Source organism: Anaeromassilibacillus sp. Marseille-P3371 (assembly GCF_900169665.1).
Taxonomy (GTDB): Bacteria; Bacillota; Clostridia; order Oscillospirales; family Acutalibacteraceae; genus Anaeromassilibacillus.
The window spans coordinates 325,364-341,055 of record NZ_LT835157.1; the positions used below are offsets into that span (position 1 = coordinate 325,364).

Genomic DNA, 15,692 nt, shown 5'->3' on the forward strand with positions numbered 1-15,692 from the left:
TCTTTTGGTCGATGCAACAGTTTGGTTTGTCTCAGAAGAACGGCCGCAAAGTGCAAATGCCAGATCGACTGCCAGCACACCCAATGTGCAAGGATTATGGCAAAGCTTTGGCCTGTACGGGCTTGCGTACAGAAACCGCCACAACATAGGGAACGGATTCCTGTATGCTTATTCATTTGACACGGTTCCCCGTCTCATTTTTGTTATTCCAACTGTTCCAATTCTCCGAAGGAAAGGGCAAGTGCTGAATGGAACGCACCTGCATGGGCCCGCTTTTGCCTTGCCGGATATAAAACTTGTGCTATTTTTTCATCGGAGAAATTGTCAGGAGAGCCCGAGGGCCTTTGTTGAGAAATACAAGAAAAGGCTTGACCGATCAGACGGGATAAAATGAAGCGCCCCTGGCTGCGTGGCAAAAGAAAGCTTGCTTTAGAGCCCTATCTTAAGAAAACCTGTAGGAGCGGATAACAATCTTGCCTAGGGAAGAATGGCATTCACCCCACACAGGTTTTTCCAATCTGAACGTGCCTTTTAGCGTATTGTTTTAAGAAACTAGAGAGGATGTCTGCGGGCTGTCCCTAAAGAAATTCTGATCTCACCGCTCTTTTATGGTGCGCATTTTTTATTTTAGTGGATGGATACCTGTTGGTTGTGATCTTCTATTGGAAAATGCTGCCCAGCTGTCAAGAGTATGACAGCTGGACATTTTTTCTCCGGAGCACAGGGCCCAAGCGAAAATTCCTATGGCAGTTTTTCCGCGCGAATCCGTGTAACAACCACACGTTTCGTTTGGAGGCAGGCGGTTTCTTCTTAGGCGTGTATTCCGGAAGGACCCTGCGCACATGGGAGGGAGTTCTCTCTTTTTAAATATGATGGCGGTCCCCGAATTCGGATGAAAATGATACTATGACCTCTGTAGGAAAAAGAGGAAGGGAAGCGATGATTTTCAGCAGTGGTCATAGTTTATCCAATCCATTCCCGGTTGCGTACGTTACTGAGCCAAGGGGTTCGTCGGTCGTGAAGGCCTTTAGGCAGACATTCCCAAGGGTTAAGTTGTGAATACCGCTGGAAACATACGTCGATTCCTGAAAATCTGCGAGATCCAGCCAAGTTCCATTGGACCCGCGGAGAAAACTTTGGCCAGGTGCGATAGCGGCGTCTGAAAAGATTCCATTGCAGGGACCGTTGCCCTCACACGCGATCGGATAGATGGGGCCGTTGGAATCTGTCAACCCGTTGCTCGTGGGGTTTTCCAACTTTACAACAATCGAGAAGGGTTCCCCGCTCTGGATGGAAACAGGTTGTTGTAACGCGATTGTATGGTAACCGGCATAGGGCTCCCAACCTTTTTGTTCTTTGAAAAAGGCGGGCACACCGCTATCTGGAACGTCGGACTCCTGTAGGCCGGTGTATACTTGAATGGAATACTGAGCGTCCGGCATGGTCGTATAGAAAGAGACCGCTTGAATCGACTGCTGTCCTGTTGCAGTAAATACATTGGCCATCGAAACTGGAGCGGTTGGCTTGTCTCTGATACCGACCGTAGTATTCCATCCCGTACCGTCATACTGGTATAGGTGGTCATAAGACGGATCGGCGGAGGCAATGAACTGGCAGGTCTCTGAGATGGAAGAATCTTCATAGGAGAGATAGAAACAGCCGTCCATTCCCCAATGGTTTCCCCAATTATTGCGGATGAGCCATCCGCCGTCATTGGAGGGCATATTGCCGGTAGGCTCTCCATTGGTCCAGCTGGTGCAGAATGATTCCTTTGGGATGGTGTCGTTCCAGCCGATAATCTGTACCTCATGGTTCACGGCTACACGGTTGGGACCGTTATAAGCTTGGGCGACAATTTGTTCCCCGTTCGGGAGTGTATACGTGTTGTATTGATTGGATGCATAGGCAACTACAATACAGGAGCCTTCTAAAAGAGCTTGCTTAATCGCATTGCCATTGAGATTTCCAAAGGAGTCCCTAGTGGGAAGATAGTTGCTTTCTACTAAACGGTAAGGGGCCGTAAAATGAAAGGTTTCTGAGACATTTCCGTAAAGGGCAGTATACGCGTCCTTAAGCGCAGGAGTACCAAATGAATCGATCTCTGTGCCAAAATATTGATAGGATTCCGGGTAAGGCACGACCTCTTCCGTCTGTACGCCGATTCGTGCGAGCGTAGCGGTTGCAAGGAACGTGTTTCCGCCGAATTCATACCATGGATACCAATAGAAACGGGAATCATTGGATGGATAACTCCAGGGATGGAAGGTGTCACCGGCTGTGCCATCCTCTGGCGTGTGCGGATTGGCTGCGCCGTTATAAGCGAAATAAGCCAAGTGGCGGGGAGAAAATACAGTGGTGTCCTCCGGATATAAGGAGGATTCCGCAGAGCCAACCGCGGCAAACGCCCAACAAGTGCCCCAAGCAGCTTGGTTGCGGACAGCCTCACAGATTTCCTGTTGTTCCCGCAGGTCATAACAGGACGGAAACGAGGCAGTCGTGCGTGTAAGCAAGGGGGAAGATCCTCCCTGCAAAAGGTAAGAGGGGTCGATAGGCGGCTGTACATACCCCGGTGAAACACTTTCCAGTCGGCTTTCTAAATCGTCCGGGGAGGAGAGATTCTTGGAAGTCGCCACGCGACTGGGAGCAAACTCCGTCGATCCATCAGCTGAATGGTTGCCAGCGTAGGAGGAAACGGGCGCAGGAATCAAGGCAATTGTCGAAATTGCCAATACGACGGACAAAATTTTGCTGCCCGCTTTCAAAAGCGATGGCAAAAGGGTCACACTCCTCTGTATATAATCTGGAACAGATCCCTTTGATGCAAGTCCACGTTCTCAGGATATGTGAATGAAGATCCTTTTGTGACACATTCTGTCCGTTTTTCTACAGGAAGATAAAAGAAAGGAATTTTTAGAAAATTTCTTAGAAAGAGAGAAACACATTGTGTGTTTTATAAAACAAACAGCCAGATACATGTATAGTATACATATACCTGGCTGTTCGTTTTTCATGCACAATTTAAGCCCGTCAGGAAGATTTCTCCGTGGGGAGGATGAGGGACCACCCAGAGATGCCGGACGCACAGCGCCTTTCGCGCCTACAGAGTTCCCTGTTATCGGTAACCGATCCCTTGATTAAATATCGGTTAGTTTTACTCTTCCCATAATACAATTCTGATGTTCACCTATCCATTCCAGACGTACAACGTCTTTCATACCTATGGTAATTCCTACGGAAGTTCCCTGCTGTCGATTGCTGGACACTTGATTCGAATACCCATTATTTTTACTCTTTCTACAACTTAATTCTTATGTCCACCTATCATAAACGGATACATCGTGTCTTTCGCGCCTACGGCGTTTCCTACGCTGGCTCTCTTCTACCAGCGGTTGCTTAATCGAATGACTTATGCCCTTCGCTGGTATCCAATATTCAACCAATGGTCACCGTATAGTGTTTCACTGCATTCTAACCCGGCAGGGTCGTATAGACGCCCATACCCTAGCCCGGTGGACGCACAGCGTCTTTCGCGCCTACGGCGTTTCCTACGCAGGCTCTCTTCCAGCAGCGGTTGCTTAATCGAATGGCCGATGTTTACGGAAGTTCCCTGCCATTGACTGTTAGGCCTTGATTGGATACAAGCTACTTCACTCTTTGTATAACATGATTCCGGTATTTATCGATTATTGCCGGATTTCTACAGTGGAAATAGTTTTTATGCCGCCCCTAAGAGTTTGCCTGCGCTCTTCCAGCTGTTGCTACATAAATCGTCACCATACCATACATTCCTATACCTTGTAAAAAGTTTGACCCAGCAGGGGTTATCCGCATTCTCGTTTGCGAACACTCCTGCTGGGTCATATGGGTGGAATATCTCTGCTTGGGCTTTCCTATGTATTCGATCCTATGGGGGCAAATCATCTACATACGATTAGGATATACATTTACATGTAGAAAAGCTATCCGTCAGAGTCGTTCCATATTCCTTTTTCTTTCCGAAGCCTTATAGTTACAATCACCGTATAGTGCTTCACCGCATTCTAACCCGGCAGGGTCGTATAGACGTCCATACCCTAGCCCGGTGGACGCACAGCGCCTTTCGCGCCTATGGCGTTCCTACACAGGCTTTCTTCCATCAGCTGTTCTTGATCGAATGGCTTATGCCCTTCGCAAGTTACTCGACATTCAACCAACGGTCACCGTACAGTGTTTCACCGCATTCTGACCAGGCAAGGTGGTGTAAACACCTGTGTTCTGGCACGGTGGACGCACAACGTCTTTCGTGCCTAGGGTATTGCCTACGAAACTCTTTACTATTGGTTACTGGGTTCGATTGGATGTAGTTTACCTTCTCGTTGTTCAGAATAGATTTGGTACTCAGCCGATTGTAACTGTGCAGTGTTTGACTGCATTCTGCCCCGGCAGAATCGTGTAGACGCCTGTGTTCTGGCCCGGTGGATGTGTAGCGTCTTTTGCGCCTTTACGTTTCCTACGCTGGTGCTCTTCCATCAACGGTTACTTGATCGAATGGCTTATGCCTTTCGCAAGTGTCCGCCATTCAACCAATGGTCACCGTACAGTGTTTCACCGCATTCTGACCAGGCAGTGTCGTGTAGATGCCTGTGTTCTGGCCCGGTGGATGTGTAGCGTCTTTTGCGCCTTTACGTTTCCTACGCTGGTGCTCTTCCATCAACGGTTACTTGATCGAATGGCTTATGCCCTTCACTGGTGCCCGGCATTCAACCAATGGTCACCGTGCAGTGTTTGACTGCATTCTGCTCCGGCAGTGCCGTGTAGACACCTGTGCTCTGGCCCGGTGGACGCACAGCGTCTTTTGCGCCTCCGGCATTCCATGCGTTGGTGCTCTTCCACTAGCGGTTACCCGATCAAATAATTTATGCCCTTCGCTGGTATCCGGCATTCAGCCAATAGTCACCGTACAGTGTTTCACCGCATTCTAGCCAGGCAGGGTTGTATAAATACCCGTGCCCTAGCCCAGTGGACGCACAGTGCCTTTCGTACTTTCAGCGTTTCCTACGCTGGCTCTCTTCCAGCAGCGATTACTGGATCGAACGACTTATGCCCTTCGCTGGTATCCGACATTCAATCAATGGTCACCGTGCAGTGTTTGACTGCATTCTGCCCCGGCAGGGTCGTGTAGACGCCCGTACTCTGGCCCGAGGTGCCGGTTGCATAGACTCTGTAGTAGTAATCGTTTCCAACCTTTGCCACATACTGCGTCTTGAGAACGCTGCCATTGCCTACCGTAAAGCTCGGCGTCTGGTTGTTTCCATTTACCACCGTCATCTTGAAGCAATAGGCCTGCCCGTGTTTCAGAGTAAAGTTCACCGTCGTATCGCTGTGGACATAGGCGTTCACAATATTCTGCCCAGCAGCTACGATACCGGCCGTACCATATGTATTAGATGGAGTGGAAATGCTGGTGGAACCCTTTTTACCGCTGGATGTTTGACCAGCAAGGACAAGCTGCTCCTTTGCTTCTTTGGCACTGTAATAGACTGCTGCATATGCCTCTCCTGTCGCGTTGGGATCTTCGACGGTTGCACGAAGTAAGTTGATCTGCGCCTGCATGGCGGCGGCACTTGTTGCGGTGTATTTGGACAGATCCAGCTGTTCCAATTCGGCCAAAAGCTCAAGAAGCTCTGCCTTACTTGGAATTCTTCGCAGCTCCAAAAGTACCTTTGAGAGAGCTTCTGCAGCGTCGTCCACTTGCTTCTGGCTGGCATCCGTATCATCCATCACAGTCTGAGCCTCTTCGATCGCTTTACAGAGTATTTCTTCACTACCTTCAACGTAATGATCGATTTCTTCCAAGATGGCTTTTGCTTTAGTTAGCACAGTATGCAGCCCGCTCTTGTCGGCCTGGTGGATCAACCCAAGCATGGCATCATAAAGATTCTGCCAAGCCTTCTCAACATCAACCGCCAAGGCGTCGTTTCCATCGTCATAGACTTCTTGGGCGGCTTCCAAAGCAGCTTGGAAAGTCTCTACGGTTTCGCTGGTAAATTCGCTTGTGTCGATACTCTCGGCCAATTCGATCAGGTTGCCCAATTCGGTCAGGTCACCCTGCTCAAAGGATAGATAGTGCAATGCGTCTAGCAGCTTTGCCCAAGCTTTGTTGACCTGTTCTTGGGTAGAAGCAGTGTTTTCATAGATGGATTTTGCCTGTTCAAGCGCTCTGTCAATCGCCTTTTGGACGCTCTCAACCGCATTTGCATATTCATCGCCTTCTACCAGATTTTCTGCAATTGCAATGGTCTGCCTTAGAATGGTTTTGTTTACCATATCAAAGGCAAAATGCAGATGGGAGTCTGTGTCCGGCATGATATAGGTATAAGTGACACGATTTGGAGTGAAGTCTACCGTCTCGCCGTTCACACGGGCTTCCAGGAAGGATCGGTCTTCGCCCAACGGTGTGAAGGCAAAAGTAATTGGGTCGCCTGCCAATATATGGGTAGCATAAATGCCATCTGCATCGACTAGGGGCTCTGTGTCGGAGGTAACCACAAGATCTACGCCTGGGCCATAGCCAGCGATCAGTAGGCGGGGAAGCCGTTCAAATTCCGCTACAATGGTGACGTCCTCATTGGGCATCACAAACCGATTGTTGTCTATGGAGACGGTTTCACCGCTTGCGGTGCGGTAGGCCAGGGACTTGAGATGGTAGTTGGGGTCTGGATTGGCGAATACGTCTACCATTTCCCCTGCATTTGCAGTGGTACGGGTCAATTTAATGGCCCCGCCCTCGGCTTGTTCAGCCGCAATATGGTGTACATCATTGAGTAAAATGGCCGCAAGGCTGAAGTTGCCATACCGTTCAGAGGAAACCGATTTGTTGTAGATGCGAACCTGTACGTCCTCAACAGATCGATAGGTTAACGTAAACATGCCGTACTGGACGGGCTCAAAGACTTGATATTCATAAGATGCAGTCTTATCCCCCGAAGTCATTTCGACAATCATGTCCGCATTCCAGTTGCCGATGGTGATCTTGGCCTCATGGCGGTTATCCCCTCCCGGCAATGTAAAGCTAACGCCGTTGTTCACATCTTCCACAACCAAGTATGGTTTTTGATTTTTCATGCTGGGGGTGGGGGTACCATCTGTGAAGGAATAGACGGTGTTGTACTCGCTGTTGTTAACACGATGCGGTGCCTTTTCTGTGTCAAAGATCGTGAAATCCTGAATAGATGGCTCCACATTTTTGCGCTCATAGGCGGGTTTGCCGTCCACACTGTTGAACAGAATCCAGTCTTTGCCGCCTTCTTGTGTCAAGTTGATTGCATCTGGAAGCGTATTGGTAAACCGGATATTGAAGTCATTGTCAACAATCTCTGGTTCATCCGGCTCAGGAGGCTGATTTCCTGTGTCAGACAATGTGACAGCACCCAATGCAATGCTGCCCGCAGTTCCGGAGGACGCGAGGGACTGGTTCAACACCATCCGGACTTCGACTGGGTCGTCAGGGTTCTCAGCCCAGTAATCGATGCCAATTTTATGAACTTCCCATCCATTGGTATTGCCATAAGTGGTACTATAACACACTTTCCCACCGATGAGCAGCTGAACTTCGCATGCGCCTTTCCAGGAACCCGCATAGAGGTTGACATGCTGTACAGTATCAGCAGTAGGCAAGCGGAAAGCGAAGCCGGCCTGTCCTTCCGGACCGCGGCAGGTAATGGCCCACTGGTTCTTCGGCTGAGTTCCGCCGGCCGCATCACTAGCGGTAAAGTTGAGCTGCATATCTTTTGCGACGTCCACAGCCAAAGGAGTATCGTCGGAAACCAGCCGGCGGAAGTCCGTGATGACATTTTCGGTGTCTTTCTTGGCATAGTCGTCGACGTATTTTGTTGGGAACTGTGCCCAGTCCTTTGTCCCCTCTGCAGTGAGGTCAACCGTTGTGCCAGAGGCGTCTTCCATGGTTCCGACCGCATAGTCATTGGTCGGCTCTGGAATGACCGCATCTGTCTCTGCCAAAGTTACCGCAGGCAGGCCGACGCTCCCACCGACACCGCCCGTGTTGGACTTCACAAGAATCTGACGGACGATCATTTCATCGCTGGGGTCTGGAAGTTGATAATCCAGGCTGATCTTTCGAACGTCCCAGCCATCACTCCCGCCATAGGTTGTGGAGTACTGGACGCTGCCATTGACCAGAACATCCACCCTTGTGGTAGCATTCCACGAGGATACATATAGATTAGCATGTTGCATCTTCTCACTGTAAGGCAGCTGGAATTCGAAACCCGCTTTTCCTTCGTCTCCGCGGGAAGTGATACAGGCCTTACTGGTTGGTTGCGTATCCTTTGCATCACTGGCTACATAGGAAAGGGGCATGTCGGTCGCATGATCGACGCCGCCCTCCACCAGACGGCGCAGGCCGGTGATGGTATTTTCGGTATTCTTCTTGGCATAGTTGTCCACATCATCTGCGTTGAATTGCGCCCAATCCTTGGTGCCTTCTGCTGTAAGGTCTACTGTTGCACCCATGGCGGAGGTCATGGTGCCGGACACATAAGGTTGCTCGTCATAACGAAGGGATAGAACCGTGACAGGTTCGACGATTTTCACGGTTTCACCACCATACGACGCTACGATGGTCAATTCACCATTCTGGTCCAGAGCAGGTACGGTAGGACACAGTACAGAACCGTCGTCCATTAGGCCCGTCTCAAAGCCGTTCATCGAGCTGGAAAACGTGAATGTGGTACCGTAGATGGGGCCGATCACGTCGAAATGCAATGCCTTGCGCAGGGCTTCGAAGCCGGTATTGCCGTTCAGAATGGTATCGCGGACCGCTTCATAATCGGCATAGGCGCGTTCACGCGCCGTACGCGGTGTCTGTTCAGGCACTTCACTGAGGACATCGCTTAACGGCCCTTCTTTTCCATCCGTTACTCCGGAAATTGCGACGTAATAACGCGTATAATTCTCCAGACCTTCGATCACATACGGAAGGGTAGCCGTAGAGCGAAGTTCGGACAAATTCGCTTGGCTCGTACCGAAATAAACATTGTAACAGTCGTAACGGTCGGAAGCGTCAGCCGATACGGTGATGGTTCCATTTCCAGATTCAATGGAGACATTTGGAACTTCTGGGGGCAGTGGAGAACCGCCAGATTCGAGAATGATTCCCTTGATAGAAACAGACCCGGTACCTTTGGAGGCACGCTCTGCCGCGTATTCCACCAGCAGATGACGGTCCTTATCTCCGCCCGCGCAGTAAGGAATTTCTACCACATAGGTGCGTTCCTCGGCATCGCCGTACAAGGTCCGGCTTACACGCGGAGCGCTGGCATCGGACAGTGCCGCCGTCAGAGTAGCAGAGGTGCCTTGCACGCCAACAATCAGTTTTACCGTTTGGCTAGTGTTGGTTGCCGGAACCGTGAACATAAAGCCCTCTTGCCCGAGCGAATAAGTGCCCTTGGAGAGACTTTGTGCTCCGGCGAAACCGAGAGCTTCCATCTCCGCGCTGTTGGAATATGTAACAGGACTTTGGCTGCTGTCAGCGCGGAAACCAACTGTATTGACATTTTTAATAAGTCCTGCTCTTTTACCGGCCTGGTACAGAAGTCCGTCGTCTATGGATGGGTCCTGTTCTGTGCCAAAGATCACATAGTCAACAGCGTTGGCATCCAACGCTTCTTTTGTCAGGGAATCGTCGTCAGAGCGGAACGGATGTGCTGCTGCATCCAGATAGGGTTCCTGCTCATCCTCCACGCCATCGATGTGATAGGATGTTGTTCCGGCTGGAACCTCTAAGGTCTCCTCCACATCGCCATTGCGTACATGTAATGTAAAAGCGTGATTGGCGGTGACGGTGATGTCTGCGGGAGACTCCGAGCCCACACGTTCTGCCATGGAGAGGGAGATGCGAACCGGTTGGCCGTCGTGGCACATATATAGATTGCTGATGCCGTTTTCTTCGGTCAAACGGAGGTCCCAATCGACTGCGTTGTCCGGGGCGCGCAGACCGATCCCGAGCAGATCTTCAATAATAACGCCGATACCGAGAGCGCCTGTCCAGCCGACAAAATTGTCGCGTGCAGGGTCGCCTTGACGGGTGTACTCACTGGAATAATTTTCCCAGAAGGTGGCGCTGCCGATCACAGAATCGGTCTTACCCGCCTGGTAAACATCTGAGAGCGCCTCGACATGGCGGAGAGCCTCTGCAAACGCCAACTCCCGGTAGCCATAGTATTCCAGCCCCTTAATATATTGGAAGGAAGCCGGCGCCCAGACTGCGCCATTCCAATAATTCCCGGTGGGGTAGAAGGTAGACCAATCATAGGTTGTTGTAGACAAGCCTTGGGGGCGGAACATTTTTTCAGAATTTAAACCGTAGTTTCGCACCATGGCGTCGGCACGTTCCGGTGTTGCGACATGTCCGGAGAGCGCCCACAATCCCGTTGGCGTTGGAACATTGGTAAATTGTTGATCCTTATCCAAATTAAAGTAGAACTGGCCCTCTTCGGACCAGAGCTTCTCATTAATCAAGTCTGTGAGATCTTCATATTCCTTCTGGAAACGTTCTTCTGTTTCAGTATCGCCAATTTCGTGGGCGATTTTGGCGATATAGTACGCAGACTGCGCCTGCTGGATGCTCAGATCGTTGTACGTTTGTTCCTTACTTCCCCAGTCCTGGTTGGGCGTATTGTCAAAGCCGTTTGCCAGGCCGGTGGTCTTGCCGTACAGGCCATTGTCCATCAAGCGGGTGCGCTTGATAAAATCAAAATGGGAGACAATGCGCTCCAAGATGGTCTTTCCGTCGATTTCCTTGGTAAAGCGCGATTTGTCACCGTGCACTTCGTATTGTTGCCACTCTGCCCATGCGAAGAGAGGAGGATTCACCGAGTGCGGGTCGTCGTATCCGCCATTATAGTCGGCGTTTTCACCAGTAATTTCACTGATTTCGCGGGCGATAAAGCCATCATCTGGCTGTCCAGGGTTATCTACCTGACAGTAATAAAAGTTGTCCATGGCCTGCAAAGTCGGAAATTGATGAATACCATACTTGTCGAACATCATCATGAGCAAGGTGTCCCACACAAAGATCATGTCGCTGAATGCTTCGTCCACATAGTAGGGTTCTTCAGGGTTCAGGACACTTTTGGCTTTGCGGATATTGCTCTTATGGGACTCCCAAGCCGCATCGTAGAGTTCTTCCCATTCTGGATGTTCTGCGAAGTGGACCTTGGGCAGATCGTCCATATCGATCTCGTACCCACCGGCCACAATCTCTGGTTCTCTCGTTGCACCCATCGCGGTTCCAAATGGAATGGAAGTCAAAAGTACAGCGGCTGAGAGACAGAATGCAAGCAACTTTTTCAATCTTTTCATTTTCTCCTCCTTATTCTGGAATGGAAGTTCCATTCCGTTTGATGGGTCGCCACAGATATTCAGCCCTCCTTTCCCTGTGAACAACGACCGTTCCAAAAATTTTCTTCTGGATGAATGATTCAATCGCCCTTTTTAATTAGCTGCAATGACACATTATCATCATAGCGAATCGAAAATAGAGGGTCAACAGAAAAACCTGCCAAAAATTAGAAGCTGTTTTATAATATTTGCACGATATTTCGTTTAAGATTATTAAAAATTATGTGAAATTGCTATTATAATATAGCAAAAGCCAAGAGTATAGCAAAAAATCCCCTCTTTGAAATCTTTCAAAGAGGGGATTGCGTATTTTAGAATACATATTTATCCGTTCGATTTTGTACTCTGAGACCGCACAGTTGGCCGAAAGTGTTTGGCACTGATCCGGTGTAAAACGACCAAAACAACAATCAGACAAGCCAAACCGCTCAATAGCGTCAACCAGACATTTGCACCGCTCAAACCAGCAACCAGATAACCGACAAAGCAGCAACAGGCAACTGCAATACAGTACGGCAACTGAGTTGAGACATGTTGAATATGGTTGCAACCCGCGCCGGTAGAAGACAGAATCGTGGTGTCAGAAATGGGGGAACAGTGATCGCCAAATACGCTGCCTGCCAAGGTAGCGGAGAGCGTGACAACAAGAAGCTGCGGCGCAATTGCCACGCATGTCGGCACGACGATCGGGATTAAAATGCCGAAGGTCCCCCATGCCGTCCCCATTGCAAAGCTGAGCAGGGCAGCTACAACAAAGACGATCGCGGGTAACAGAGCTGGAGGAAGAGCGCTTCCTGCCAACATGTCCTTCACAAAGTCCCCTGTCATCAATAAATCGCGGCAGACGCCGCTGATTGTCCAAGCCAAGGTCAAAATGATAAATGCGGGTACCATGGATTTCACGCCCGTGGTAATTCCTCCCATAAAATCACGGAAGGAGACAACCTTGCGGGGAACAAACAGAAGAAACGCAACAACCAGAGCGGCAAATCCACCCAGGACCAAAGCCTCCGCAGCGGTACAGTTGCCGAAGGCTGCGCTGATAGAATGGTAAGCGGGGTCATCCCCCCAGAATCCGCCGTTGTACAACATGGCGAGGATGGAGAATACAATCAATGCAAAAATGGGGATCAGCATGTCAAAGACGCGGCCCTTCGGGTTCTCCTGAAAAGGAGTTCCCTCGGCGTTGGGCTGATCAACTGCACCGAGTTCTCCCTTTTGAGCGGCAATTTCAGCTTTCTGCATGGAACCAAAGTCGAGATTCACAAAGCATAGAAGAAAAACCATGACAATACTCAGTATGGCATAGAGATTATAAGGAATCGTAGCGACAAAAGCAGCTAGATCACTTTCAAATTCGCCGGTGATCGCCAGATTGGAACCTACGGCAGCCGCCCAACTCGAAATTGGGGCGATGATACAGACGGGCGCAGCTGTCGCATCGATGATATAGGCGAGCTTTGCCCGGGAGATTTTATGTTTATCGGTGACCGGTTTCATAACAGTACCGACGGTTAGGCAATTAAAATAGTCGTCGATAAAAATCAGCGATCCAAGCACGCCTGTGGCAAGCATAGCTGTTTTTCTGGACTTGAGTTTTCCACTGGCCCAACGTCCATATGCTTGGGAACCACCAGCTAAGTTGACGACTGCTACGAGCGCGCCCAGGAGTGCTAGAAATAGGATGATGTTGATGTCCACGCGGCTGGCCATCAGTTGAAAGGTATAATCGACCGTCCCTACAATCGGATTCGCTCCGACGATACAGGAGTAGATCAGCGTACCGGACAGAATGCCAATGATGAGCGAGGAGATCACTTCTTTTGTGATCAATGCCAGAGCGATTGCGATAATGGGCGGGATGATCGATAACCATCCAGCATAAATTGGGTCCATACAGACTCCCCCCTCCATTTGGCCCACTCAGATTTACGTGCCAGTCGGCATGCGGCGGACTCTTTTCTCCTATTTTAATAGAATCTTAATGGGAAAGTCAATAAAAATTCATATTTTGTTCATAAAAACAGAAAAAATTTCAATTATTTTGTCAAATATTGCGGCCCGAAAAAAGATAAAAATAAAACGGATGAAATCTGCCATTCGTCAAGAATATCAGAAGGTCTTTTCCAATTCGTCCATCTTTTGCCGTAGATATGCCTTGGTCTCTGAGAGCGTACAGACGAGGTTGCCCTCCATCAGGTAAGAAAACAAATCGTCAAAGCAGGCGGACAGCGATTTCTCGTATAGGAAGAGGATCGCGTACTTGTTGGGGGAGAGCTCGTAAGAAAATGCAATAGAACCATCCCAGAAAGAGGTGATCTCCAAACGGGAGGAGAAAGAAACCGAGGGTTCTCGCAACAACAGACGGGTGCAAGAAGGATTGGTGTCTTCACAAAAGCGCCGAAGAACCTCCCAACGGTCGCGCGGTTCCAAAGGCGCATAGATGGAATCAGGTGTATGCCAGAGGCGACCGGTGCGGCAGAAATATTCCACCCCTTCCCTGGTAAAATATCCAATATAGGGGGTCTTTTCCTGCGCAAGGGAACCCCAATAGTTTTGATAGTGCAGAAATGCCTGAACGATCTCCTCACGGTTTGGGGAATCACAGAGATATTTTTCCAGCAAGGGACGGTCTATATAGAGAATAAAGTATGGGTTACAGGAGCAGGACCAGCGCGGAGAGGACTGTCGATTGACAAATTCATGGTAATAATACTGAAGATTTTCCGTGATCGTTCCCAAGGTTGAAATCATGAGATTGGAACGCTTACAAGCGTCGTCAAAAAGATTTTCAAAGAATGAAACATATTTCTCTCCTCGCAAACAGATCGCATAGTTGCGGTTGTAGGAAATCTGTAAAGCGCATTCGCTGGTGACCACTAAGTACGGAAGCAGATTACTGTTCTTAAAATGAGAGGTGATACTGTCATAGTAATAATAGGGCTTATAATCCCTATTGGAGAGCATTAACTCGACCACGGCTCGTAGACAGTCTAAGTTGTATTGATTGTCCCCCTCCGGGGAGTCGCTTTCGAGGCAGATGACATGCTCAATGGAACATGGACGCCCCAATGTGAGAGAGGAAAGGGAGTGAATCAAGAAATCGTATTCCGGCTGAGCAATCACCCGAATTTTTCCATTTGGCCGGGTGGCCTCTGCAACGACCACCGACTGAACAAGGCTGTTGACCGCCAGAATACCGGAACGGACCTCCGCGCCCTCCTTTGGCAGCGGCAATGGCTCTAAAATAGGAACCGGCGTGAGCGAATGGACGTCCACATATTGGTTAAAATCGTTTAGAAATTCGACGGTATTGCGCCTGCGCTGATAGCTTTCTTCTCCCATGCGCGAAATATCGTAGGCGGTGCGCAGTTCGGAAGATTGTGTGGGGCTGAGTCGAAGCGCCTCCATCAAACGGTTTAAGACCGCTAAGCTGGCGGGAAGGCGTTCCCCATTAAGAAATTTATAAAGGCTTGACCGATCAATTTTGCTATTTTGTGCAAGCCCGTAAATCGTGAGCTGCCCTTTGTCAATCCGCGGCTGGATCAGGGCCTGCATCTTCTGTGAAAAAACCGACATATTCTCACTTGATCCTCCCAAAATACTACTCCACGCGCCCTTTGGCGTCCAATCAAAATACGGAAAAGTTAAACGCTTTATTATATTAGTATAGCAGAATAAAAAGTGCTTTGGTAGCGGGAGTTTCCTACAAAATTTGGGAAGAAACGGACTTTGGTTTTTACGGGGATGAGACTTTAGTGTTGGTTGGCAGGGGAATTCTTGGAAGAAGCCGAAAAAGGGTTGCTTTTTTAGAGCCTTTGCTCTATGATAGGAAAAATTGCTCTGCAATTCGAATGAAAAGGAGAATGATTTTGAAAAGGAACAAAAAGGTTGGCTTAACAGTGATAAGGAACTAATTTACTTATCAACTGTTAGCTGACGGTTTCCGGGGTGCATACGGACAAATCCCGTCTGATTTCTAACAGGAAGTCAGACGGGATTTTCGCTTTATATTTCGAATTATGGAGGACATACCATGAAAACCTTAATATCTTGTGCTTACACTATGGATAATTGCTGTGTGGAACTGAAATTCAGGGACGGCAGAATGATTGCGATTGACACTATCGCTGTTGAGAACGAGATTGCAGACAATATGTATCAGCGGTCAGAGTTGGATTATTTGATCTACAATGACCCGATAGCATATGCTGACTTGATATTGAATGGCGATCCCGAAACCTATCTGAAAACTGTAACAGAATACAAGCCTTTGGATAGCTGACAACACG

At 49.2% G+C, this 15,692-nt stretch carries 5 protein-coding genes; 1 reads left to right on the plus strand and 4 read right to left on the minus strand.

What is annotated here, in order from left to right; all coding sequences use genetic code 11:
* Positions 1-956 precede the first annotated feature (956 nt).
* From B9Y59_RS00785 to B9Y59_RS00800, 4 genes are all read right to left on the minus strand, one after another.
* Complete coding sequence (locus B9Y59_RS00785; RefSeq protein ID WP_143255187.1) at positions 957-2,774, minus strand: lectin like domain-containing protein; 1,818 nt, start codon at positions 2,772-2,774, stop codon at positions 957-959.
* A 2,329-nt stretch (positions 2,775-5,103) separates the two neighbouring features.
* Positions 5,104-11,361 carry an MGH1-like glycoside hydrolase domain-containing protein gene (locus B9Y59_RS00790; protein ID WP_158088904.1) on the minus strand — a complete coding sequence of 2,086 codons (6,258 nt, stop codon included), beginning with the start codon at positions 11,359-11,361 and terminating at the stop codon, positions 5,104-5,106.
* Positions 11,362-11,724: 363 nt separating this feature from the next.
* Entirely contained in the window at positions 11,725-13,296 is a 1,572-nt protein-coding gene (locus B9Y59_RS00795; RefSeq protein ID WP_085531190.1) for a Na+/H+ antiporter NhaC family protein, read from the minus strand.
* A 216-nt stretch (positions 13,297-13,512) separates the two neighbouring features.
* A complete protein-coding gene (locus tag B9Y59_RS00800; protein WP_054324875.1) occupies positions 13,513-14,979 on the minus strand; it encodes a helix-turn-helix domain-containing protein in 1,467 nt (488 codons plus the stop codon).
* A 457-nt stretch (positions 14,980-15,436) separates the two neighbouring features.
* On the opposite strand from B9Y59_RS00800, the gene B9Y59_RS00805 reads away from it, so the two are divergent.
* Positions 15,437-15,685, plus strand: a complete 249-nt coding sequence (locus tag B9Y59_RS00805) for a DUF6061 family protein (protein WP_085531192.1) — start codon at positions 15,437-15,439, stop codon at positions 15,683-15,685.
* Positions 15,686-15,692 lie beyond the last annotated feature (7 nt).